Origin of the sequence: Synechococcus sp. PROS-U-1, from assembly GCF_014279755.1 — a bacterium.
GTDB lineage: Bacteria > Cyanobacteriota > Cyanobacteriia > PCC-6307 > Cyanobiaceae > Parasynechococcus.
Genome location: NZ_CP047951.1, coordinates 1,621,839 through 1,640,907, shown reverse-complemented (window position 1 = coordinate 1,640,907; position 19,069 = coordinate 1,621,839). Strand labels below are relative to the sequence as shown.

The following is a 19,069-nucleotide window of genomic DNA, read 5'->3' as shown; positions in this document are numbered from 1 at the left end:
GGATTTGCTGAGTTTTCCCTGGGAATCCTTGGTGTTCCCTACAAAATCCCGCCTTGAAAACGTCCCTTTTCTTAGTGCTACCAACCCTTTTCGCCCGTTTTTTCCCGATTACCCCCCACACACACTTAATAGGTGTGTGTCCCTTCAACTCCTCCTACTCCGCACGGTCTTCCAATGACTCCTGATCAAGCTGACCTTCTCATCACAGCCCTCCAATCCATCGCTTCAGACCTCGCGGGTATCCGCAGCCAACTCAATCCTCATCGCAAAGACTCCACCGCCTCCTTTGTCGTTGATGCCATCAATGAAATCAACACCAGCACCCTCTCAGACATCAGCTGTGAACTCGAACTAATGAGACGTGGCGTCTCCTAACGCCTGCCCTTTGGGCGCATACGCTTATCTTTTCTCATATTTTTTTGGGTAAGATTCAGATATGAGCAAACTTTCAGTCCAAGCGAAAAGAGAAAAGGCTTGGGAGTTGCACCTCAAAGGACTCAATCAGTTCAAGATTGCTGAGGAGTTGGGTGTTACTCAATCCCGCGTCTGTCAGCTGGTGAAAGAAGCTGCGTCTCAGCATCCTGTGGTGCAGATGTCGACGGATGAACGCATCGCCCTATCAGAAGCTCGTTGGCAACAAAGCGAGGACGAGATCAAAAACGAGATCTGTCGCCAGTTGCTTGAGGGTCGCGTCACCCGCGAGGTGATTCGCTTCTCTGATGGCACCGAACAGGTGAAGATCACCAAATCGGAGAGCGTCGACCCCGCATTGCTCAGGGCACTGTCAACGCATCACGATCGCCGTGCCCGTCAGCTGAACAACCAGCTCAGCCCCGATGCAGGGGTATCTCAGGTCAACGTGGCGGTGGTCCAGGACTTCCTCAAACAGGGCGAGGGTGGCAAGCAACTGACCGCCAGTGACTGGAACGACAACCAAGGCACAATCGATGTGTGATTGCTCAGGAAGCAATACGTCTTGTCTTTAGATTCCAGCCCTGACAGTGGGTTTAGTCTCTGGAGGCTGACCGCCGTGTCATAGCGGTGTCATCAGTGGCTTATTGCGAACGATTCAGAGGCTTATGACGGACCCGATGACGGTGGCGCTGGGAAGGACGATGGCAAGGATCGCGATGGCGCACGGAGACGGGTTGACGGCGATGGAAGAGGGGTTGGAGCTGGACCCGCGTCATCAGGCGATCGTCTACAGCTCAATGGTGCTGGCTGGGATGGATGGGATGCAGCAGCTGGCGCTGTGGCTGATGGAGTCGGAGGTGACGGTCGGAGTGTGACCGCTTGCTCTGAGATTTATCAATCAGCTGACTGATAAAAAAAAGACCCTCGGTTAGAGGGTCCACTCGATCGGCTTGCCTTTGTCGTCTTCGATCGGGATGCCTGCCTCTTCGCAGAGCTGTTGGATGGATGTATCCACCTTGGGGTGGAATGCTCTGGCTTGATCAAAGCTGGCGAGCTTGCGACCGTCGAAGGTGTCGTCAGGTTCAACCTGCTTCCACTTCATCCAGTCACTGGAGTCAGGCACCCACGGGTTCCAGATGTTGCCAGTGGAGCGATGCCAGACGGGCACGAACAAGTCCATCTCGTCGACTTGGATGACGTCTTCACAGGCGCGTGACCAAGAGGGGCAGCGGTGGCTGGAGTCAAACCAACGCCCGCGTGGACCTTTGGCAGCATCAAGGTCTCGATAGAACTGCGATTGTGCTTGGTGGCACATCTCGTGGATTACCACGGCAGAGACGATGTGGAGGGGATCGTCAGCAGGTCGTCTGACCTTCGTCTTGATGGGGTTGCCGTCTTTGTCGGTGTGCCCGAGGTCGACGTAATGGAACCAGAGGTTGGGGACGAGGTTGAGGGTGCGCGTGTCGGGGGTCCAGGTGCCGATGCACTTGCCGTATTTGGCGATGTTGGAGGTAAGCCAACAGGGTTGGAGATTGGAGTTCCAGTAACGGACATCAGCGCCTGCCCAACACTTGAGCATTGAGGCGACCTCTGCTGAAGGCGGGAGGATTTGTTGAAGGGCGTCCATTTGTTGACGCTTGAGGGAGGCGGTTGTCATAGGCGATTTCAGCTAGTTAGTAGATAGGAGGGGGTAAAGGGAGTGGAAGGGGGGAGTGAGTCAGGGTCGGAGGAAGCCAGTTGCCTCTCGCTTCAGGCGCTCAACGCGGGATTGCTCCCCCGCGACTCCATAAGTATATCACCTAGCTAGCTGATAGTCGTATCGGATCAAGCGTTAGCCCACCTCCTTGCGGTTGATTGGCTGACCCCGTAACGGGCAGCGATTGTCTTCCAGGTAGCGCCACGACGGCGCAAGCGATTGATGCGGGTGCTCTTGCTCTCGGTAGCCCATAGCAGCAGGTGCAGGGGCAACAGGAGAACGACCAGCACCCAGACGGTGAAACAGGTCATTGGAATGTGAATGGTGTTGATGTCAGCGGCGCTTAGAGCTGCCTGCCGACGTGGAAATTCTATGGGTGGGGCAGCCGTAGCCACCCCGTGGTCGGGTTATTCAGTTGTCGAGGTTCGTGGTCAGGTCACTCAGCACGGCGCTGAGCTTGTCGCGGGTCTGCTGTTCCAGCCGTCGTGTCTCCGCCAGTTGATCGAGGTCAAGGTTGGCTTCGATGGCATCGCGGACGATGCTCTGAAGGATGTCGGGCGGCAGTGCTTCTGCCTGAACGGTTTGGTCACCTTCGTTCCAGACCGAACGCTTGTCGGTCTTTTTCGGGGGTGCCGTTGGCAGGCTGTAGATCTGCTGATGCTCCTTGGTGACGGCTATCCGTTGAACGGAGAAGTCAGCACCAAGGGATTGGCAGAACGCACCGACGTCTTCGCTGAGGTTGGTCCAGAGGGCTTCGCCTGAGGGGTCGTGATCACCAACGTGCAGGACCGTCACGGGCAGTTGTTGGCGGGCGTAATGCTGAGCCAGTTCGTGCTTGGCGGTGATGGAGTCGAATCCACCACCAGAGCGAACGGTGATGCCGTAGGGGTCAGCGACAGAGGCGAGCATCGGGACCATTCCACCTGCCTCGCAGATGACCTCGACGTATCGAGGCTGGAGGTTCCAGGGGGAGAGTCGGACGTGGTTGGCAGAACGGTGAATAGCTGTGAGCCAGTCATCGCCTGATTTGAAGAGCTGAGGAGCTGCTGCGGAGGGACCATCGTCACGGATGTGATCGAAGGGGATGACACCACCGCGACGGGCATTGGCGAGCAGTTCGCAGAGTCGCTTGTAAGCGGCTTCGGTTTTCTCGTAGTCGTACTTGCCGACAAGTACATAGAAGACTTGCCTGATGGTCAGGGGCAGTTGGTCCTGATACATCGTCAGAACGGACTGCACAGCCGCCAGCAGGTCGACGTTGGCACCGCGAGGGCGGTAACCAGAGATGAAGCCGCGTGGTCGTTTAGCCACGGGTCGAGTTGTCAAGGTTCAGGGTTGGCGAGGGCAGAGCCGCTGCGCCTGCATTCAGCTTACCACGACGGGGCGGGGTTAGGGGGTAAGGGTGTGCCACTTCCCTTGCAGGCACTGGGCATAGCACCTACTAGCACCAGCTAGCACGATGTGTTCACCCGACCAGTCGGGGATAGCACCCACTGGCACCAAATAGCACCAGCTAGCACCTTGTGCGGTCACGGTCAGGCTTTGCCCCCAGCGGTCGGCAGGTTGAAGCGTCCTCTCCTGAGGGCCGCCAGCGGCCTTAAATCAAAACGCTCTCTCCCTCCACGTGGAGGGAAGCAGACTGAAGTAGTTGCATTCAACCCGTGAAAGAATCCCGCGCCGCTGTACTCAAACGTGCTGCACTCTTCGCCCGTAAAGCCAAACTCAACCCTGAGCTGTTGCGTCGTTACCAAAAGCCTGTCGAGAAGAAAGAGGACTGATCACGAACAAAAAAGCGCAGCAGACTGAAGCAGATAAAAAACACTTGTGAGTAAAGCGACCAAAGAGTCCTATTCACCGATACAGCTCAGTCCGTGGCAGCGAACGGTTGCGGGTTGTGTGCAGGCGGTGGACACGCTCAATACCGTTCTGCTGAGCGGTGGCAGGGGCGGCGGCAAGTCAATCCTGCTGATCTGGCTGATTATTTATTTCGCCGTCATCAACGGCAAGGGTCATCGGGGTGTATTGATCAGGACGGACCTTGCGGGTCTACAGAAGCTTGAAAGCCTGTTGTATGACCACATCCCGAAGGTGTTGCCAGGGAGCAGGTATTTCAAAGCCAAGCGTCAGTGGCAGATGTCTAATGGGGCAATACTGAACCTGATCCACCAGAGCGATGCGAGCAGTTTTAACAAGCTGCAGGGTGAAGACCTGTCGCACGTATATGTGGACGAATTGACGCAGTTTCCAGACCCGCAAACGGTGTTACGGATTCGGTCGTCAATGCGTACGTCTGACCCGTCAATTAAGACGAAATTTATTGCGACGGCAAACCCATTCCCACACGGCTGGTGGTGTCGCGATTACATCATCAGCAAGAGCGTTCCAGGGCGGATTTTTAACTGTGAACTGTTCGGTGGTGTTGAAACCGTCTGGTTTAAGAGCACGTTAAGGGATAACCCGTATCTAGCGAATCCAGATCAATACGAGGCTGATCTCAAAGCCAGTGCATTTGGTGATGAGAGTCGCGCCCGTGCAGAAATCTTTGGTGATTGGGCTGGATCAGCTGCTGGCTTCTTCGGGACGGCATTGAGTGAAGAAAAGAGCCTGATCAGTGGTGACTTCGTCATCCCTCAACTGAAGGATGTGGATGGGGTGTTCAGGGAAGAAAGTCGCGGTCGTCATTGTTGGATCGGTGGTGACTGGGGCACTGCATCGCCTGCCTGTGCGGTGTTGATGTATCAGGTGCAAGAACCAATGGAATTTGACGGGAAATATCTGGCGCGGGGGAGCTGGGTGTGTGTCGATGAGGAATACGTCTGCAGCACGCAGCAGGACGGCGCTGCGGAGTGGAACAGAGGCGACAGGACACTGACTGCCCCGAAGTTTGTTGAGCGCGTCACAGGGCTATACAGGCGGCACGGGTTTGTATTGCGGAGCATCCACGAAAAGCGGGTAATTATGGATTCGGCAGTGACCGCACAGTTGGGCTTTGGTGGTTACTCCGACCCCGTGACACTGTCGACTGAATTCAAGAAATATGGATGGCTGGTTACGGGTAGTCCGAAGTCAAGTCGTGCGGTTGGTTGGCAGCTGATGAAATCGTTGCTGTTTCAAGCTGGAACGGAGCAACCAGGGCTTTATATCTCCGAGCGTTGTCAGAGTTTGTGGGCGACGTTGCCTTACTGCATTTCAGATCCAAAGAATCCTGAGGATATGGAAAAAGACGCGCCTGACCACTCCGCTGATGCTGTCAGGTATGTCTTGACCGCCAGTAATCAAGGACGGCATTTGAGTCACGGCAGAATTCCTAAGCAACGCATTGGTGTGGGGTCTTTCTGATGAGAGGAGTTTTTTCGGACGGGGTGAATGATCCGAGAGTCTCGGCATTAAAGCGGGCGTATGTGACTGGTGGTGGTCGCGACCTAGATGCTTGCGGTAGAGCAATTCGTGCTGCATTAGAGCGGATTGATGGCAGCGTGACGACGTATGAGATGGAGCTGAAAAAGATGAGCCGTCGAAGATTTTCGCTCTGGTGATTTTGGGGTTAATAGACTGATTTCAAATCGCGCAAAGACGCAGTGCAAAAAGAAGAAATCGCTGTTCTGCTGCAGGCTGCTAAGCAGCTAAATGTGAATCCGTCGGAGTTGAAAGCGATTAACCCCTGGACGCAGAAGGGACCGCGTGCAGAGGCGATGCAGATGGCAGTGACGCAGGTCAATCCTGTGATGGCTGCCAAGTGGCGATCAGAGAGTGGTGATGAAATCAGCCTTCGGACTGTGGCTTATGAGCACGGACTTGTAGAGGGCAGCAAGGAGATCTTCGACGACCTCCGTGCCCATAGCCCTGCCTTCGTTGCACAGGAGCAGCAGAAGAGAGAGGAGTGGGAAACCAAGGTGTTAGCCGATATGGAAGCCAAAGCCAAGGAGCTTGCGGTGAGCCGTGGCGTCGACCCTGATGCTGCCAACCAGAAATTCAACCCTGCGATGGGTGGCAAATTCCAGAGCTATTTCGAGGGGCTGAATAAAGAGGCTGCACTCGAGGCAAAGCTGAAGGAGCAAGGCTGATATTTATTCATTGACCTTTACCCCCTTTTTGACCAATGAACAACGCTGAATTTTACGAAGAGGTTGCAAACACCATTGAGCGGATGCAAAAACGCATTGATGAGCTTGAAGGTAAGGACAATATCCGTGAAGCAAAAAACGTTCTGACTGATCTAAAGCGTGAACGTAATCTCGCGCGCAGTGAGCGGGAGACAAGCGCAAACGAGATGGCAGTGCTTGCCGATAAATTAAATACTGGTCGCAATGAAATCGAAGCGCAGATTGAAGAAGCAAATGCACGCCACCGTAATTCGATGGAGGCGATGAAAAAACAGGCGATGCATATTTATGACGGACAGGCGCAGACGCAAACAATGCTCGAACAAATTAAGGCGGGGCAGGAAGAATATCAACGCAACCGCGAATCAGCAAAACAGCATCACGAGTGGATGGAAGCTAACCACACCAGTAGGCGTGAAGAGCTGGAACGCTTCGCTGCTAAGGATTTCATCAACGAGCAGCTAACTGCACGCGAGCAGGAAGGACTGACCAAGCTTCAGCAGGAACACTTGGACCGCAACCTACGCCTGTTGGTGTCAGATCCGTCCGCGTTCGCACAACAGATCAATCAGACGTTTGCCCCACCTGAACCTGAGCAACCTACGGAGGATTGATGGCAAAACATCAAAAAAACCGCTCGCCCGTACAACGACTGCACGATGAGTTAAAGGCACGTCCTAAAGATTCTCCTGAGCTAAAGCAATTTCGCTCAATGCTGCGCGATGTGCTGCCGTTGATGAAGTCAGCAATGAACTTGGTTGATTTTCTTGATGCCCGTCGTGATTTATGTCTACTGAATGATCCTGATATTTTGCGTTGCGCAGATAATGTCGAGAGACACTGCTATCAGGTTTACGGAGAAAGATACGGGTTCAGAAATGGTAAGTCAAATTCTGAGAAGCGAGTCAGTAACCACGAAGCTCTATGTAGACGGGCGGCACGTGAACGTAATACACATATCCCCAAGCCTTACTCAGTGCGACGGTCTACTGCATCAAGAATGGCGGCAGGCTTCGATAAGCGCCTTGATGAATTGATTAAAGATGCACAGCGCTCTGGTTGACCGTGTCAGCTGGCGGATCCGCTTGTGCTTCTGCTGGTTGTGAAGGGGCTCGCAATCAGTTTCATTAATCTGTGAATATGGCAAGACGAAGAAAACCCAGACAGGGTGATGTAGAGACCAATGCTCTCGCTAATCAGCGCTGGGCAGGTCTACAGGAGCAAGAACAACTGCAGGCACAGAATCACACCGAAGAGTCAACCATCGCTGCCAGGGAGCTTTGCAGCCGTGTCCTAGATGGCGGGTATCAATGTGATGCTCAATTTATGCTTTGGTTGTATTCGCAGAAGTAGATATGCCCTGCTCCGCCTGTAAAGCCGCCAAAGAACGACGCAAGCAGCGCCTTGAATCACGTCGTCGTCACGATGCCGAACGTCGCCAAAAACGAGAGCAGCAGATTGCTGAGGCGCAGCAGAATGGAAGCAGCAAAGTCAAGTACATCTGCAAGTGATGGCTAAAGCAAAGAAGCCCGCAAAGCCAAAGCAGGCAATCTCAAAGACCGAGCAAAAGAAGCGTCAGGCAACTTCTAATGCTGCCAGTAAATCACTGGCGCAACAGGAGCGGGAGATGCAGGCTCTGAAGGATGCCAAGTTGGAACAGCAGGCAAAACTTGCTTATGACAAAGAGCTGCGTTTGCGTGTTGTCCAAGCCGCCAAAGCTCAGGCTCGTTTAGATGCAGCCAAAGAAGCTACGAAGCGAATGAGCAAGGGGAAGCGTAAATAAACTAGGGCTATACACCCCAAGAGGCGGTTGAGAGATGGCTGATACCCAAGTAAATATTCAGGTAAGAACTAGCGGACAGCAGGCGGTAGACCGCTTAGATAGGTCATTCAATAAGGCAAATAAAAGCTCTCAACTCCTTGCTGGTGCTCTTGGAAAGCTTGGTGCTGCTTTCGCTGGACTGACTGTTGCAAATAGGTTTTTCAAGGGCTTTGCAGAGGCAGATAAAGCACGTGCTGCGGTTCGTTCTCTTGGGGTCAATGTCACTGAGCTTGAATCTCAACTAAAGCGGGTATCTGTTGAATCAGGCAACCTCGCCAGCACTACTGAGCTGCTTGGTGCGTCTTATGACGTTGCCTCTGCTGGATTTGGCAATGCTGCTGATAATGCTCAGATCCTCGAGGCATCGCTCAAGGGTGCTGTTGGCGGGATGTCAGAACTTGGCACCGTCAGTGATGCTGTCACCAGTGTCTTGAATGCTTATGGAATGACTGCTGACCAAGCAGGAAAACTGGTTGATGGATTCATCCAAACCCAGAACGACGGCAAGATTGTTGTTGACCAATACGCGCAACAGATTGGTCGCTTGGCTCCTATCGCGGCAGCGGCTGGGGTCAGCATTGAAGAGGTCAACGCAGCCGTTTCTGCTGTTACCGCCACGGGTGTTTCTGCAGAGTCCACATTTGCTGGTTTACGGCAGGCGATTGCTGCAATTCTCAAGCCAACGTCAGAAGCATCGAAGCTGGCAGATGAGCTTGGAATTAACTTCAACGCTCAAGCCTTAGAGGCGAATGGTCTTGGTGGAGTCCTCCAGGACGTTATTGATAAGACAGGCGGCAGTCAGGCTGAGATGACGAAGCTGTTTGGCAGCGTCGAGGCATTGACGGCATTGTTGCCGCTAACCAATGACAATCTCGAAACCTACAACTCAAACCTAGATAATCAAATTGATAAGACTGGGCAGGCGGATAAAGCAACAGAAGATTTAGGCGGAACTGTTACGACTCAGATTGACCGAATTCTGAATGGTATTGGTAACGTTGCACGCACATTAGATACGGTGCTCGGACCAGCGCTTAATCGTATCCTGAGCAAAATCAATGCAATTATTATTGCAGCAAATAAAGCATTGCTTGCGCTGACTGACTTGGATGTTGGTGCTGCTAATCAGGCACTGGCAAAAGGCGCAACAGCTATAAGCTTCGGCGCTACGTCCGAAGGCGTTGACCAACTTTCGGCAAGTCTTGATAACTTAAATCCTTCCACTGCTCGAAGTGCCGAGTCACTTGAAAAAATTCGCGGGACTGTTTTCAGAGTCCAAGAACAATTAACCCGCATTCGCCCTGAAGACATCAATGCCTCGTCTGCTGTTGATTTGCAGGGTAAGGCTCAAAAGATTATTTCTGCAGTAGATAATCGAATTGGTGAGTTGAAGAAACTGGAGGAGAAGGTTGAAGAGGTTGTCAAGCCGCTGCCAATTGTCGACCCTGACCCCGATACCACAACGTCTTCAGGCACTGGTACTGGAAGTGGTGCCGCTTCAATCAAGAGAGATAACAGTCAAGCCACTAACGATGCTTTGAAGGCTTCTCAAGATTCACTAGCAGTGGCAGCGCAACGCCTGAAAGTGTCTCAGGCTGAATCTGGTTTGTTGAAAGATGAAGAGGAATTGAGTCTTAGAATTCTAAAAATCAACCAACGCTTTGATGATTTAGCGAAAGGTGCTTTATCAGATCAGCAAAAACAAAATATTGAGTTGACCAGAGGGCTTGAATTGCGACGTGCATCACTAGAGGCACAAAAGGGAATGATGAACTCTGCACAGAGTGAGTTTAATGACTTCTTCAAAAAACAGCCTGAAGCGGCAAGTCTGTTAAATACAGAGCTGACAGAAACTGAACAGCTTGTAAATTCACTTTATGGCTCTATTGCTGGTGACTTAACGAATGGAATTAAGGGTTTGATCGACGGGACTAAGGACTGGAAAGATGTGCTTGGTGATGTATTGAATTCTATTAGCAGTATCTTGCTTCAGTTTGGCACGAAGATGCTTGGTGCATCGCTTGGTATTCCTGGCTTTGCAGAGGGCGGCACCATCAAGCCAAATTCCCTCGCTGTTGTCGGTGAGAAGGGTCCAGAGTTGGTGCGGGCTGGGAATGCCCCGATGGAGGTTTACAGCAACGCTGAGAGTCGTCAGATGGTCAGCCGTGGTGAATCAAGCCTGATGGCAATGAATTCTTATTCACATGCTGCGTCTCCGTCATATTCACCGAAGTTTGAGACGGTGAACTTTGCTGGCGAGAATTATGTGACGGTGGACCAGATGAATCAAGCGGTGACATCTGGGATGGATATTGCGGCGAAACAAGGCGCGAAGATGGGCGAGATGAGAACAATGGCATCACTCAAGAACAACCGTTCTGCACGGTCAAGGATTGGAATATGAGCGAATCTAAAACCGTCGAGGGTTGGCTGATTTGGCTCGACCAGCAACGTCCATCACAAGAGATGTGGGACGACTCTCAATATCTGCACCTGATCTCAGAAATTATGATTTGGTGCATCCCTCGAAGGTGCAGCCAGATGTTGATTGATGCAGGCGCTGCTCTCGATGTACGTCCTGAGTATCGATAACGCCCGCAACAGACTGGATTGTCGAGGCGGATTTGTTCAGCGAGCGTTTGCCGCTGCATACAGATCCTGAGTCGAATCAGGTTTGAATCGGGCGTAGCTCTTGAGATGAACCTCAATCGTGTGTCCCATCGCCGCGCAGATATTTGCAATCGGCAGGTTCATTGCGTGCGACCTCTTCGCGTATCGATGACGGAATGAATACGGGGTCAGCTGCTCTGAGATCTGCTCGGCTTCCATCCGCATTGAATTCCACGTTGTGCGGCGTTTCAGATAGGTGCCAACAGCGTTGCCCCCTTCGCCTTCACCGTTGAGTGGTGGCAACTCTTCGTTGATCTGAATCCGCGCCTGCAGGTTCCAGTCGATCGGCGTCCCGTCAATGTCCCGAACAAGGAGGGGATAAAGCCGACGCGGTTCTGTCTTCGCACCATTTCGCCCGCCCTGTGACTTTCGGTAGAAGCTCCAGAGCTGGTCATCCTTGATCCGCAGCCAACGCAACTCCTCGGGACGAATCCCGTAAACCGCCATCAGCTGCAGCCCAAACCGCCATCGCGTGTGTTGTTCACCTTTGGGCAGTGAATCCAACAGGCGAAGGATCTGCGCGTCGGAAAGCGGATAGCCAACACGCTTGGGTCTTTTGACTTCTGGCTCCGCCTCTGGTGGCAGGTAGCAGGGTTTGAGGTGTCCGCGTTCAACACCCCAGCGGAGGAAGGAATAAGCGGCTTGGCGCATCACCTGCCGTTGCCTTGAGCCGTGTTCCCATTGCTCCAACGCCTGCTGACAAAGATCGGTGCCGTCCTTCGGCTTGTTCTTCCCCTCGAGGCAGTCACGGATGTTGTTGATCGCCCGCTGGTATTTGTTCTTCCACGTGTCGTCGTTACAGGTCGGTCGGGTTTTCCTGAATTCTTCGGCGAGCTTGAGGATGTTCAGCTTCTGGTTGCTTGAGCTGGTTTCAGCTCCCTGGGCAGCTTTAGCGAGCGTTATGGCATCACCGTTGCCGAAGCGTTTGGCGATCTGCTGAATACGGGGGAGAGCGGCGGCAGCGCCTTCTTCGGTCCACCCATAGGGCAGCGTCACGGTTTGCCTGTGACCGTTGTGATCGACGGCAAGGCGCATCTTCGAGCGGCTGCGGACAACGTGCCAGCTATCGCCACAAGAGAGGTGTACGGAGCGCCTGAAGGGCTTCAGCCAAGGGTCAGCGTTGGCAATGCGCGGCACAGGTAGCAATCCGTCTTTGGTGTCATAAGCGTGGCATAGGACGTGGCATAGGGCAACACCTGACGGACTCTGTTGGAACAGGTTGAGGGCTAGAACCCAGTCACTGACTCAAGAAATCCAGTCTGTCACTCAAACCGCCATCTGCTGGTGCAGCAACCAGTCGTTAAAACCGCTGGTGTTGAGTTCACTGATGCAGTTCTGAATTTTGCGGAGATGGCTCTGCTTGATCTGGGTGAGGCGTTGCCCCTCTTTGGATGAAGGGCCAACGTGGATCCGCTGCTGGTTGAGCAGGTCCATTTCGCGATCCAGATGCTCCATCAGGTTGAGCAGGTCGTATCCCTGCTTGATCTCCTGCGCGTTGAGCTGCCTTGCGAAGTGCCCCATCCAGTGGCCCTTAAGGATTGCTTAATTATTTCATGATGAGTCGCGTGGGTCTCTTGTGTTGCTTCTTCGAAAAAGGCCCTCGGATCAATCGAGGGCCTTGGGGTCGCGTGTGAGGGGTGTCTCGTCCCCCGCCCTCAGTGTCCATGCGGTTTGAGAGTTAAGGATGACCAGGGTGTTCTGAAGGCATGTCCAACTGTGACTCGCCTTGCAATGGGGAGGGTGAACTGAACTGAAGTTCCGGGATGTCAATCCGCTGCTGTGCCCAAATCAGGCTGGTTCCTGTGGTTGAGCTGATGCGAAGAACCCCGTAGACCACATCGCTCCCGAGGTCGATGCGGGCATTGCAGCTGTGGGTTGTGATTCCGTCTTGGCGGCTGATCCGCCAACGCCCCAGCCGCCGTGCTTTCAGCAGGAGATTCGGATCCAGTCTCAGCTCAAGGCTGTCGTCGTCGAGCTTGACGCTGCAGGGTGCGTTTCTGGTGCCATTGCTGCAAATCGTTTGCTCAAGCTCTGTTGCCGTGGCGCTCTCTGTCGCCACGGACGATGCGGCAACCAGAGCTGCGAACAGGATCGGGATGGCTCGCTGAGGCTGAATCACCTTGCGTCAGTTCGGGACAAGCTGGTCGGTTGAGATGCACCGGGTCCAACCGGTTTCTGGCAGCTCGGGGTTGTCGCGGTCGGCAATTTTGTAGATCAGCTTGAACTGACAGAAGCCAGCCGCATCTTTGATCGGTGGAACGTGAACACGAACTTCAGGTAGCTGCAGCAGGAGCTCTGGCTTGGCTTGGGGTTTGGAATAAAACTGCGTTCCTGGCTTAACGGTGAAAACCGCAGCTTGTCCTGCTGGGATCAGCGTGCTCAGGAGCAATCCAGCCGTGAAAAATCTGCGCATTCGGCCGGAGTTGGTGGAGCAAAGCTAAGAAGCGTCGATTCACCCGTCAACGTCAAGCCCATGGAACCTGATCGGGTGCCCGAGTCTGTTGTGGTTAGGGTCGTTCGATCTGGTTGATCGACATGGGTGACTACGGAACAGCGATCTGGGTCACCATCGGTCTAACAATCATCATCACAGTTCCTGTCGTTTGGCAGTTTCTTCAGCCAAACGACGATGATTTCGGTGACCTCACGCGCAAAAAGTGAGCCAACACGACGTCGTCACCATCCGTTGCTGGCAATTGACGGGTGAAACAGCCCTTGAAGACATGGTTCTCGGAGTCGATGAACGTGCTGTTCGTGACGGAACCAATGTTTTGTCTTCCGACGATTTTGATGCTTGTTTGGCCATTGTCGTTTGTCGTATGGGGCTGAATTTTTATGCCCACCTTGCCCAGGTTGTAGGGCATTACAAAGGCGATGCGAGTGGGATCTGGGACCGCAGTCGAGGCAGCGGTGCCCCTGAAGGAACGGCCTATGAAATCAAGCCGATTAGTCGCATTCATCGTGTTCCCGATGCGTTGATCGGCCCCGATTCCTCCCAAGGGATTGGCGTCTCCCATCGCGTTGCTGTGATGCACTACCTACTCGATATGGGGTGATGATTTCACTTTTCTATTGTTCCTTTGATCAATAAAAACCAAGACTTTGAAAAAAGATGCTTTCTTCTTGGTGCTTAGTCTTTCCATTACGATCGCTCTAATTTAGGTCAGTCAAATGCGTCGCGTTGAAAATGTGTCGGGGTATCCTCGACCCCCCTTGATTGAGCTTGTCTCCGGTTCTGTCGAAATCTGTATCGCGAGAGAGGTGATTGCCCAAGATCAGCGTTATGTGCGGGTGTGTGAGACATTTCATCCCCCCGCGATTTATCTCCATCCTTCGGCGTTCAAGTCTGGCACGCTCCAGCCTTCGACGGGACGACCTTCGTTTTGTGAATGGAAGGGAGTGGCGTCGTACTGGGATGTCAGCGCTGTCGATGGAACCAGTCGTCGTATTCGTGCCGGCTGGAGTTATTCCAATCCAACGCAATCGTTTTCTCTATTGGCCGGCTGGATCAGCATTTATCCAAGAAGCGTTGATGGTTGCACGTTGGAAGGAGAGATTGTTTTGCCTCAGCCAGGTGAGTTTTATGGAGGCTGGATCACCCCCTGGATCCGAGGTCCGTTCAAGGGGGACTCCTGCCATCCAGAACTGATTTGAACAGGACCTGTTCAGTAGGATGGCGCTATGGGGTTGATATCTGTATCGAGCCTGAACTGGTTGCTGAAGGTGTTCATCAGAATGTCCCAGAAACCAGGTGTGCGAGCGAGTTCACGGGTCGCATCCTGGATGGCCTGGTCTTTTTGTAGCTCCGTCAGCTCGAGTGTCTGGATTAACTGGTCGAATGCTCGGCGTTCTGCTGCGTTGACCGGGAAGCCGTAGTCCTCTCGGCTGGAGCAAAGAACCATGTACGCAAGCTTGGCGGTCAGTGGGCGATCGGCAATGTCAATCTCCCGCGCGACTTGTTTGAGGTCCATCGGGTGCTGAAAGGCCCGGTCCCAGCTGTCGAGTTCTGACTGTTGGAGGTATTGCGTGCCCAGTTTCTCCAACATCGACTGCTCTTCCGCGGCAAGAAGCCCATCAGCCATGGCCATCAGCGCTAGGACACGCAGCAAGGCACCTGAAGAACGAAGATCCACAGCGGGTTGTGCTCCACCTCTTCGGTTCATCATGAATGAACTCCATGGGTGAAGCTGTTACCGAATGGAGCGATGTCAGGCTCCATTTGAACTCGAGCCTTTAGAGCTTGGCTCGGTGGAACGGAGCAGCCGATGATTCGAGCTTGGCGTGGGCTTTGTCTGCTTTCTTCAGAATTTTCTGTGCTTCATCACGGGTTAGGCACTCTTCGGCGTCGACTTGAAGGGATTCGAGTCGTGAGTGGGCAGTGCTTGTCTTCATCACTTCATAACCATCTCATAACCTTCTATCGCAAAACGCCCATGATTTCAAGAGTCGTTGCAAAAAGTGGTGTTACAGCTTGCTTTCGTCTTCGTTCTTGCTTAGTTCAAAGGTCTTGCTGAGCTTGCAGCGCAACATTGCCCAGACATCAGACCGGGTGTTCAGGCGCTGTTTGGCAGCTGTTATTGAACGCTCTTTTTGATCTTCCGTGAGTTCGAAGTGATTGACCAGGGCGTTGAAGGCGTAAAGCTCAGCAGGGTTGATCGGGAAACCCTGCTCGTCCCCGCAGGCTGAAATGAGCAGATAAGCGCGCTCGAGGGTTGACTGGCGTTCACTGATGGGTATGGCAGTCGTAGCGGTCTTGAGGTCGATCGCACTGGATGCCACATCGTGCCAGACATGTGAATGGCTTCCTTCGAGATGCTCTTCGCAAATGCGCTGAAGCATTGTCTGCTCCTCAGGCGCAATGACTGCATCCGCTTTGGCCATCAAGACCAGAACCCTCAGCAGCGCTGCATTCAAGCCGATGTCCATCAGACCTACTGCACCTCGATCGATTGTCTCCGAGAGCGGAGGGCAGGTAGCGATGGATTGAAGCCTCATTGCTGTTCGGAGACCTTTGGAGAGGTCTCCAAACAACTCTGGGTCAGTTGCAACCGAACACGCCAAAAGTGATCTGGCTGACGATTCCATGTCCCGTCAGGGCCTCTGTCAGCACTCCAATGACAAAGCCGATCATTGCGGCACGTCCATTGAGCAGCTCGGCCCGCTCAAGGCGCTCATTGCGGATTTGAACTGCGGCTGCGTTCTGGAACCAGTCGTCGTTGGGGGTGGAAGACGCCATGGGTGCCTGGGTGTATTGCGAAATATTACGTCGTTGGTAACGGTTTGTAAATCCTGGGTCCTTACTTCCGCTCGATAAGAACCATCACCGACTGCGGGCAAGGGGCTCGGTTTGGATCCAGACCGGGTGTAGGTCAAGCAACCTTCAGTCATGTCACTCTCGCGGAACCGAGCCCACGCACGCTTTTCGTCCCGCCGGATCGATCAGGAGTTGCAGGGTGCTCAGGACGCCTTGATTGCCTTTGAGGGATATGGCTCCAATGGACCCATCCTCCATGCTTCGGCGTTGCGGCGACCTGCCGCTCGGCGTTCAGGAACCTGGTTTGACAGGGTTTTCACGCAGTTGCAGCATCTGTTCGCTGGTGTCCGCTCACGCGGTTGATGCGCAACCAAAAAGAAACCCCCGCCGAAGGCAGGGGTTTCAGAACAGAAACGTGAAGTGTGACCTTGTTGCCACTACACGCCTCTATTTTTTCCTCACACTGGAACCATGCCAAAGGACCGAGTCTTCTGAAAGCCAGCCGTGGACAGCTCGGGGCCTGTCTTGGATGCGTGCTGTTCGTCCTGGTCCCAGCGACGACATGACCAATGACCGTCCTGCTTCTGTATTTTCCTCGCTTTCAGTCCCCTTACCAGCTCTCCATAACGCTGTACTAGAGGACAGAATTCTGCAAATGATGGTTCGTTGATCTCGAAATGGGCAAACTGCGCGGCTCGCGTCAGGCAGCACCCAATTCCGCAAGATTGACCCATCTAATTAGCGCATGTCATCGCCTGACTCCACGTACATTTCAGCCTCTATGAGACCGATGGTCTGGCGGTGAGTGCCGAAGGTGGATCTCCTGAAGATCAACTGAGTTTCCTTATTGCTGCCAGATTGTTAAGGAGAAGCGCCCCAGACGAGTCAGGGTAATGCGATTGCTTGTGTTGATGCGGACGTACTTGTGCCCCTGCCCCGTGGCGTTAAACCGATAGGGCTTTTTACGGCCATTGAGCCAAACTTGCACATTGCCCTGGGCCTGCCTCCATTTGCATTCAGTCGTGCGGTTGGTGCCTTTCTTATAGTGGGTGATCGTGCATTTTGTTTCGACAATCGCAGCGCTGGCTGGACCAGCCAGCAGTGTTGTTGTGGCCAGCGCGAAAAGTATGTTGCGATTCATGGTTCAGCATTGATGCGTTGATCACCCCTTGTGTTCTTCGACAAGGAGATGTTCAACTGACTTTCAGTTGTTTGCGGACACGTCAGCTCCCCGGGTCGTGTCTAGCCCATGTCGTTGGATTGATTGGATGTTCTTGATGCATGACGTATTTCCCGAGGCAAAACAAGACGGTTAGTCGATGCCCCGTTGGCCCTCTTCCCGCTTTTTTTGTTGTTGGGATCCGATGGCTAAGTGGTGAAGTTCTTCTGGATTCAAGGGACGCACTGCAGAGATGAGTGCGTCATCCGTCCAGTAGTCAGGACTGTCCAGAAGCCCCAAGTGCAATGGGCAGGATGGGCCAGCAATCATGGCTTCCCCCTTAAGGATGTCTTCATCATGGAGCATCGCGATCCTGGCGTTGGCCGATGCCCTTGCCAGATTTAGTGTCTCGCCGATGGCAAGCATGGTGCAGACCCGAATCGGGATGTTGAAATTGAGGGTGGTTGAGTCGCTCAGACACCAGATGCGGTGTTGCCGTTGCCTGACGTTGTCTCGTTACGCATATTCATCAGAGTCTTAAGTGACTGTTGTCATCCACTACATCTGGAGTGCGATGAGTATTATTTTTTCATTGCATCAAAAACTGGTGCAGAAAGCCGGGTGATGGGGATTGCTACGGCTGTTGAAACCGTCCCACTCGCGGGGCGGTTTTTTTGTCTGCACCAGACGATTTATACCCTCGGTGGCCCGTTGATCAAGGCCGTTATTGCTGGATCCGGTCACCTGTTGATCTGCACCTGCAACCCTTGCCTGTGTCTGCTCGGTTGGTGCGAGCCTTGGGGAAGGTTTCTCTCCTGTGCATCCGCATTGAATGCAACAACGCAGCGGTTCTTAGAAACAAGCGGTAAGAGCAACCATTCGCCCAATCACCTGCAACGTTTCTATTAAAAGGTTTTTGCCAGAGTGCAAGCCTCTAGAGGTGTCTTGACTCAACCTGCCAGCCTGGCTTGACGAATCGATTCAAAGTCGATTCCCATCACCTTGGTCAGATAAAAGTAAGCGCCCCAAGCGATGATGTTGAGCGCAACGGCCCAGGTGTACATCCCTCGTCTGGCCTTCGTTGAATCGTCTTGCATGCGGTTATTTCCTGTTCATCAGACACCACCCACCGTAGAAGGCAAGGCCAAGCAGGATCCAAGGAAAGATTGCACGCAGCAGCGTTAAACCGATCAAGACGACCACAATCGTGATCGCGGATCGTTTGACCATGGCTTTGCTGCTGTCAGTCATGTACTGCCAGCGAGGAATGAGTGCCATAACGACAACCGCGTTGGTCTGCGTTCTAGGGGACTGGGGCTGAAACTGCCAATCTCCCCTCAACGGTGGTCTCTTCGCTGATGGCAACGATGCCGAGCGTCTGCTGTTGAAGCGAGACCCATGCAAGCGGCGTGGCTTCGCAGCGTTTCGCTTATGGAATGGATCCAACCATGGTCAGAGCCTGTTCAACGCTCTTCTCGACGCTGAGGCTTGCTCCAGTTCGTTCGTTGGAGAGGAACTTGGATGCAGGCTCAGCAGTCGTATTCGAGCATTGATTTCTGCTGTCTCGTGCCTGCATCTGTTTCCTTCATCTGCGATTCGTCGTATGCAAATTCACTGTAGATGGTCGATTCTGCAAAGCTTTTTTTAAGACGGAGAGAGGCGATGCGTTGGCCTAGAAGATCGAACGACCATTTGGCCGCGGAAAGAACTTTGCCCATGACAACTCTTTTTAACTCTTCTTTGGTGATAGCTCATTGTTATGGCTCGAACATTGGTGCAAATACTTATTGCGGCCTTGTTTGATCGCAGGATTGTTATTGATTCATCTGTTGGGTTGTTGAGGAATTTAATCCCCCGTCTCGCTATCGGCCTCCTGTGCTTCGGCATGTTGGCGACGTAAGACTTCACAGTTCCGGCACTCCATGCTGTCCAAGCCGAAGAAATTCAATGG

Annotated in this window: 28 protein-coding genes; 14 read left to right on the top strand and 14 right to left on the bottom strand. The window is 53.2% G+C overall.

The window, feature by feature from the left end:
- The first annotated feature begins 174 nt into the window (after positions 1 to 174).
- The 3 genes from SynPROSU1_RS09095 (at position 175) to SynPROSU1_RS09085 (ending at position 1,289) form a co-directional block, all read left to right on the top strand.
- Positions 175 to 375 carry a hypothetical protein gene (locus tag SynPROSU1_RS09095; RefSeq protein WP_186570224.1) on the top strand — a complete coding sequence of 67 codons (201 nt, stop codon included), beginning with the start codon at positions 175 to 177 and terminating at the stop codon, positions 373 to 375.
- 181 nt (positions 376 to 556) lie between these two features.
- Positions 557 to 955, top strand: coding sequence for a hypothetical protein (locus SynPROSU1_RS09090; protein ID WP_255444602.1), 399 nt, complete (start codon positions 557 to 559; stop codon positions 953 to 955).
- 160 nt (positions 956 to 1,115) lie between these two features.
- Positions 1,116 to 1,289, top strand: a complete 174-nt coding sequence (locus SynPROSU1_RS09085; protein ID WP_186570222.1) for a hypothetical protein — start codon at positions 1,116 to 1,118, stop codon at positions 1,287 to 1,289.
- A 53-nt stretch (positions 1,290 to 1,342) separates the two neighbouring features.
- On the opposite strand, the gene SynPROSU1_RS09080 is transcribed toward SynPROSU1_RS09085, so the two are convergent.
- The 3 genes from SynPROSU1_RS09080 to SynPROSU1_RS09070 all read right to left on the bottom strand — a co-directional run bounded on the left by SynPROSU1_RS09080 (position 1,343) and on the right by SynPROSU1_RS09070 (position 3,421).
- The gene (locus SynPROSU1_RS09080; protein WP_186570221.1) at positions 1,343 to 2,071 is read right to left on the bottom strand and encodes a hypothetical protein; all 729 of its coding nucleotides are present in this window, start codon (positions 2,069 to 2,071) and stop codon (positions 1,343 to 1,345) included.
- Positions 2,072 to 2,238: 167 nt separating this feature from the next.
- Positions 2,239 to 2,421: a helix-turn-helix domain-containing protein gene (locus SynPROSU1_RS14165; protein ID WP_186570220.1), complete on the bottom strand. Its 183-nt coding sequence runs from the start codon at positions 2,419 to 2,421 to the stop codon at positions 2,239 to 2,241.
- Between the two features lie 100 nt (positions 2,422 to 2,521).
- Complete coding sequence (locus SynPROSU1_RS09070; RefSeq protein ID WP_186570219.1) at positions 2,522 to 3,421, bottom strand: hypothetical protein; 900 nt, start codon at positions 3,419 to 3,421, stop codon at positions 2,522 to 2,524.
- A gap of 594 nt (positions 3,422 to 4,015) precedes the next feature.
- On the opposite strand from SynPROSU1_RS09070, the gene SynPROSU1_RS09065 reads away from it, so the two are divergent.
- The 6 genes from SynPROSU1_RS09065 (at position 4,016) to SynPROSU1_RS09040 (ending at position 10,439) form a co-directional block, all read left to right on the top strand.
- A complete protein-coding gene (locus SynPROSU1_RS09065) occupies positions 4,016 to 5,449 on the top strand; it encodes a terminase large subunit domain-containing protein (protein ID WP_255444601.1) in 1,434 nt (477 codons plus the stop codon).
- Between the two features lie 359 nt (positions 5,450 to 5,808).
- Positions 5,809 to 6,174: a hypothetical protein gene (locus SynPROSU1_RS09060; RefSeq protein WP_222929875.1), complete on the top strand. Its 366-nt coding sequence runs from the start codon at positions 5,809 to 5,811 to the stop codon at positions 6,172 to 6,174.
- A 35-nt stretch (positions 6,175 to 6,209) separates the two neighbouring features.
- Entirely contained in the window at positions 6,210 to 6,827 is a 618-nt protein-coding gene (locus SynPROSU1_RS09055; RefSeq protein ID WP_186570216.1) for a hypothetical protein, read from the top strand.
- Positions 6,827 to 7,276, top strand: coding sequence for a hypothetical protein (locus SynPROSU1_RS09050; RefSeq protein WP_186570215.1), 450 nt, complete (start codon positions 6,827 to 6,829; stop codon positions 7,274 to 7,276). Before SynPROSU1_RS09055 ends, SynPROSU1_RS09050 begins: the two co-directional genes overlap by 1 nt.
- A 447-nt stretch (positions 7,277 to 7,723) precedes the next feature.
- Positions 7,724 to 7,996 carry a hypothetical protein gene (locus SynPROSU1_RS09045; protein WP_186570214.1) on the top strand — a complete coding sequence of 91 codons (273 nt, stop codon included), beginning with the start codon at positions 7,724 to 7,726 and terminating at the stop codon, positions 7,994 to 7,996.
- A gap of 34 nt (positions 7,997 to 8,030) precedes the next feature.
- The gene (locus tag SynPROSU1_RS09040) at positions 8,031 to 10,439 is read left to right on the top strand and encodes a phage tail tape measure protein (RefSeq protein ID WP_186570213.1); all 2,409 of its coding nucleotides are present in this window, start codon (positions 8,031 to 8,033) and stop codon (positions 10,437 to 10,439) included.
- A 224-nt stretch (positions 10,440 to 10,663) separates the two neighbouring features.
- Here the strand turns inward: SynPROSU1_RS09040 and SynPROSU1_RS09035 are convergent, their stop codons facing one another.
- From SynPROSU1_RS09035 to SynPROSU1_RS09020, 4 genes are all read right to left on the bottom strand, one after another.
- A complete protein-coding gene (locus SynPROSU1_RS09035) occupies positions 10,664 to 11,740 on the bottom strand; it encodes a site-specific integrase (protein ID WP_255444599.1) in 1,077 nt (358 codons plus the stop codon).
- Between the two features lie 231 nt (positions 11,741 to 11,971).
- Positions 11,972 to 12,226: a hypothetical protein gene (locus SynPROSU1_RS09030; protein ID WP_186570211.1), complete on the bottom strand. Its 255-nt coding sequence runs from the start codon at positions 12,224 to 12,226 to the stop codon at positions 11,972 to 11,974.
- A gap of 157 nt (positions 12,227 to 12,383) precedes the next feature.
- Entirely contained in the window at positions 12,384 to 12,824 is a 441-nt protein-coding gene (locus SynPROSU1_RS09025; protein WP_186570210.1) for a hypothetical protein, read from the bottom strand.
- 6 nt (positions 12,825 to 12,830) lie between these two features.
- A complete protein-coding gene (locus SynPROSU1_RS09020) occupies positions 12,831 to 13,118 on the bottom strand; it encodes a hypothetical protein (RefSeq protein WP_186570209.1) in 288 nt (95 codons plus the stop codon).
- Between the two features lie 122 nt (positions 13,119 to 13,240).
- Between SynPROSU1_RS09020 and SynPROSU1_RS14010 the strand changes: the two genes are divergently transcribed.
- The 3 genes from SynPROSU1_RS14010 (at position 13,241) to SynPROSU1_RS09010 (ending at position 14,359) form a co-directional block, all read left to right on the top strand.
- Positions 13,241 to 13,366: a hypothetical protein gene (locus SynPROSU1_RS14010; protein WP_255444598.1), complete on the top strand. Its 126-nt coding sequence runs from the start codon at positions 13,241 to 13,243 to the stop codon at positions 13,364 to 13,366.
- The gene (locus tag SynPROSU1_RS09015; protein WP_186570208.1) at positions 13,363 to 13,761 is read left to right on the top strand and encodes a hypothetical protein; all 399 of its coding nucleotides are present in this window, start codon (positions 13,363 to 13,365) and stop codon (positions 13,759 to 13,761) included. The genes SynPROSU1_RS14010 and SynPROSU1_RS09015 overlap by 4 nt, the downstream gene beginning before the upstream one ends.
- Positions 13,762 to 13,876: 115 nt before the next feature.
- Positions 13,877 to 14,359, top strand: coding sequence for a DUF427 domain-containing protein (locus tag SynPROSU1_RS09010; protein WP_186570207.1), 483 nt, complete (start codon positions 13,877 to 13,879; stop codon positions 14,357 to 14,359).
- 11 nt (positions 14,360 to 14,370) lie between these two features.
- Here SynPROSU1_RS09010 and SynPROSU1_RS09005 read toward each other — a convergent pair whose 3' ends face one another.
- The 3 genes from SynPROSU1_RS09005 to SynPROSU1_RS08995 form a co-directional block, all read right to left on the bottom strand.
- The gene (locus SynPROSU1_RS09005; protein ID WP_186570206.1) at positions 14,371 to 14,793 is read right to left on the bottom strand and encodes a hypothetical protein; all 423 of its coding nucleotides are present in this window, start codon (positions 14,791 to 14,793) and stop codon (positions 14,371 to 14,373) included.
- Between the two features lie 376 nt (positions 14,794 to 15,169).
- Positions 15,170 to 15,631, bottom strand: a complete 462-nt coding sequence (locus tag SynPROSU1_RS09000) for a hypothetical protein (RefSeq protein WP_186570205.1) — start codon at positions 15,629 to 15,631, stop codon at positions 15,170 to 15,172.
- 112 nt (positions 15,632 to 15,743) lie between these two features.
- Complete coding sequence (locus SynPROSU1_RS08995) at positions 15,744 to 15,941, bottom strand: chlorophyll a/b-binding protein (RefSeq protein WP_186570204.1); 198 nt, start codon at positions 15,939 to 15,941, stop codon at positions 15,744 to 15,746.
- Positions 15,942 to 16,091: 150 nt separating this feature from the next.
- Between SynPROSU1_RS08995 and SynPROSU1_RS08990 the strand changes: the two genes are divergently transcribed.
- Positions 16,092 to 16,322: a hypothetical protein gene (locus tag SynPROSU1_RS08990; RefSeq protein ID WP_186570203.1), complete on the top strand. Its 231-nt coding sequence runs from the start codon at positions 16,092 to 16,094 to the stop codon at positions 16,320 to 16,322.
- A 481-nt stretch (positions 16,323 to 16,803) separates the two neighbouring features.
- Here SynPROSU1_RS08990 and SynPROSU1_RS08985 read toward each other — a convergent pair whose 3' ends face one another.
- Complete coding sequence (locus SynPROSU1_RS08985) at positions 16,804 to 17,100, bottom strand: hypothetical protein (RefSeq protein WP_186570202.1); 297 nt, start codon at positions 17,098 to 17,100, stop codon at positions 16,804 to 16,806.
- 171 nt (positions 17,101 to 17,271) lie between these two features.
- Complete coding sequence (locus SynPROSU1_RS08980; protein ID WP_186570201.1) at positions 17,272 to 17,544, bottom strand: hypothetical protein; 273 nt, start codon at positions 17,542 to 17,544, stop codon at positions 17,272 to 17,274.
- Between the two features lie 72 nt (positions 17,545 to 17,616).
- Between SynPROSU1_RS08980 and SynPROSU1_RS13865 the strand changes: the two genes are divergently transcribed.
- Complete coding sequence (locus SynPROSU1_RS13865; protein WP_222929874.1) at positions 17,617 to 18,027, top strand: hypothetical protein; 411 nt, start codon at positions 17,617 to 17,619, stop codon at positions 18,025 to 18,027.
- Positions 18,028 to 18,219: 192 nt separating this feature from the next.
- Here SynPROSU1_RS13865 and SynPROSU1_RS08970 read toward each other — a convergent pair whose 3' ends face one another.
- Entirely contained in the window at positions 18,220 to 18,396 is a 177-nt protein-coding gene (locus tag SynPROSU1_RS08970) for a hypothetical protein (RefSeq protein ID WP_186570199.1), read from the bottom strand.
- Between the two features lie 251 nt (positions 18,397 to 18,647).
- Positions 18,648 to 18,836, bottom strand: coding sequence for a hypothetical protein (locus tag SynPROSU1_RS08965; protein WP_186570198.1), 189 nt, complete (start codon positions 18,834 to 18,836; stop codon positions 18,648 to 18,650).
- Positions 18,837 to 19,069 lie beyond the last annotated feature (233 nt).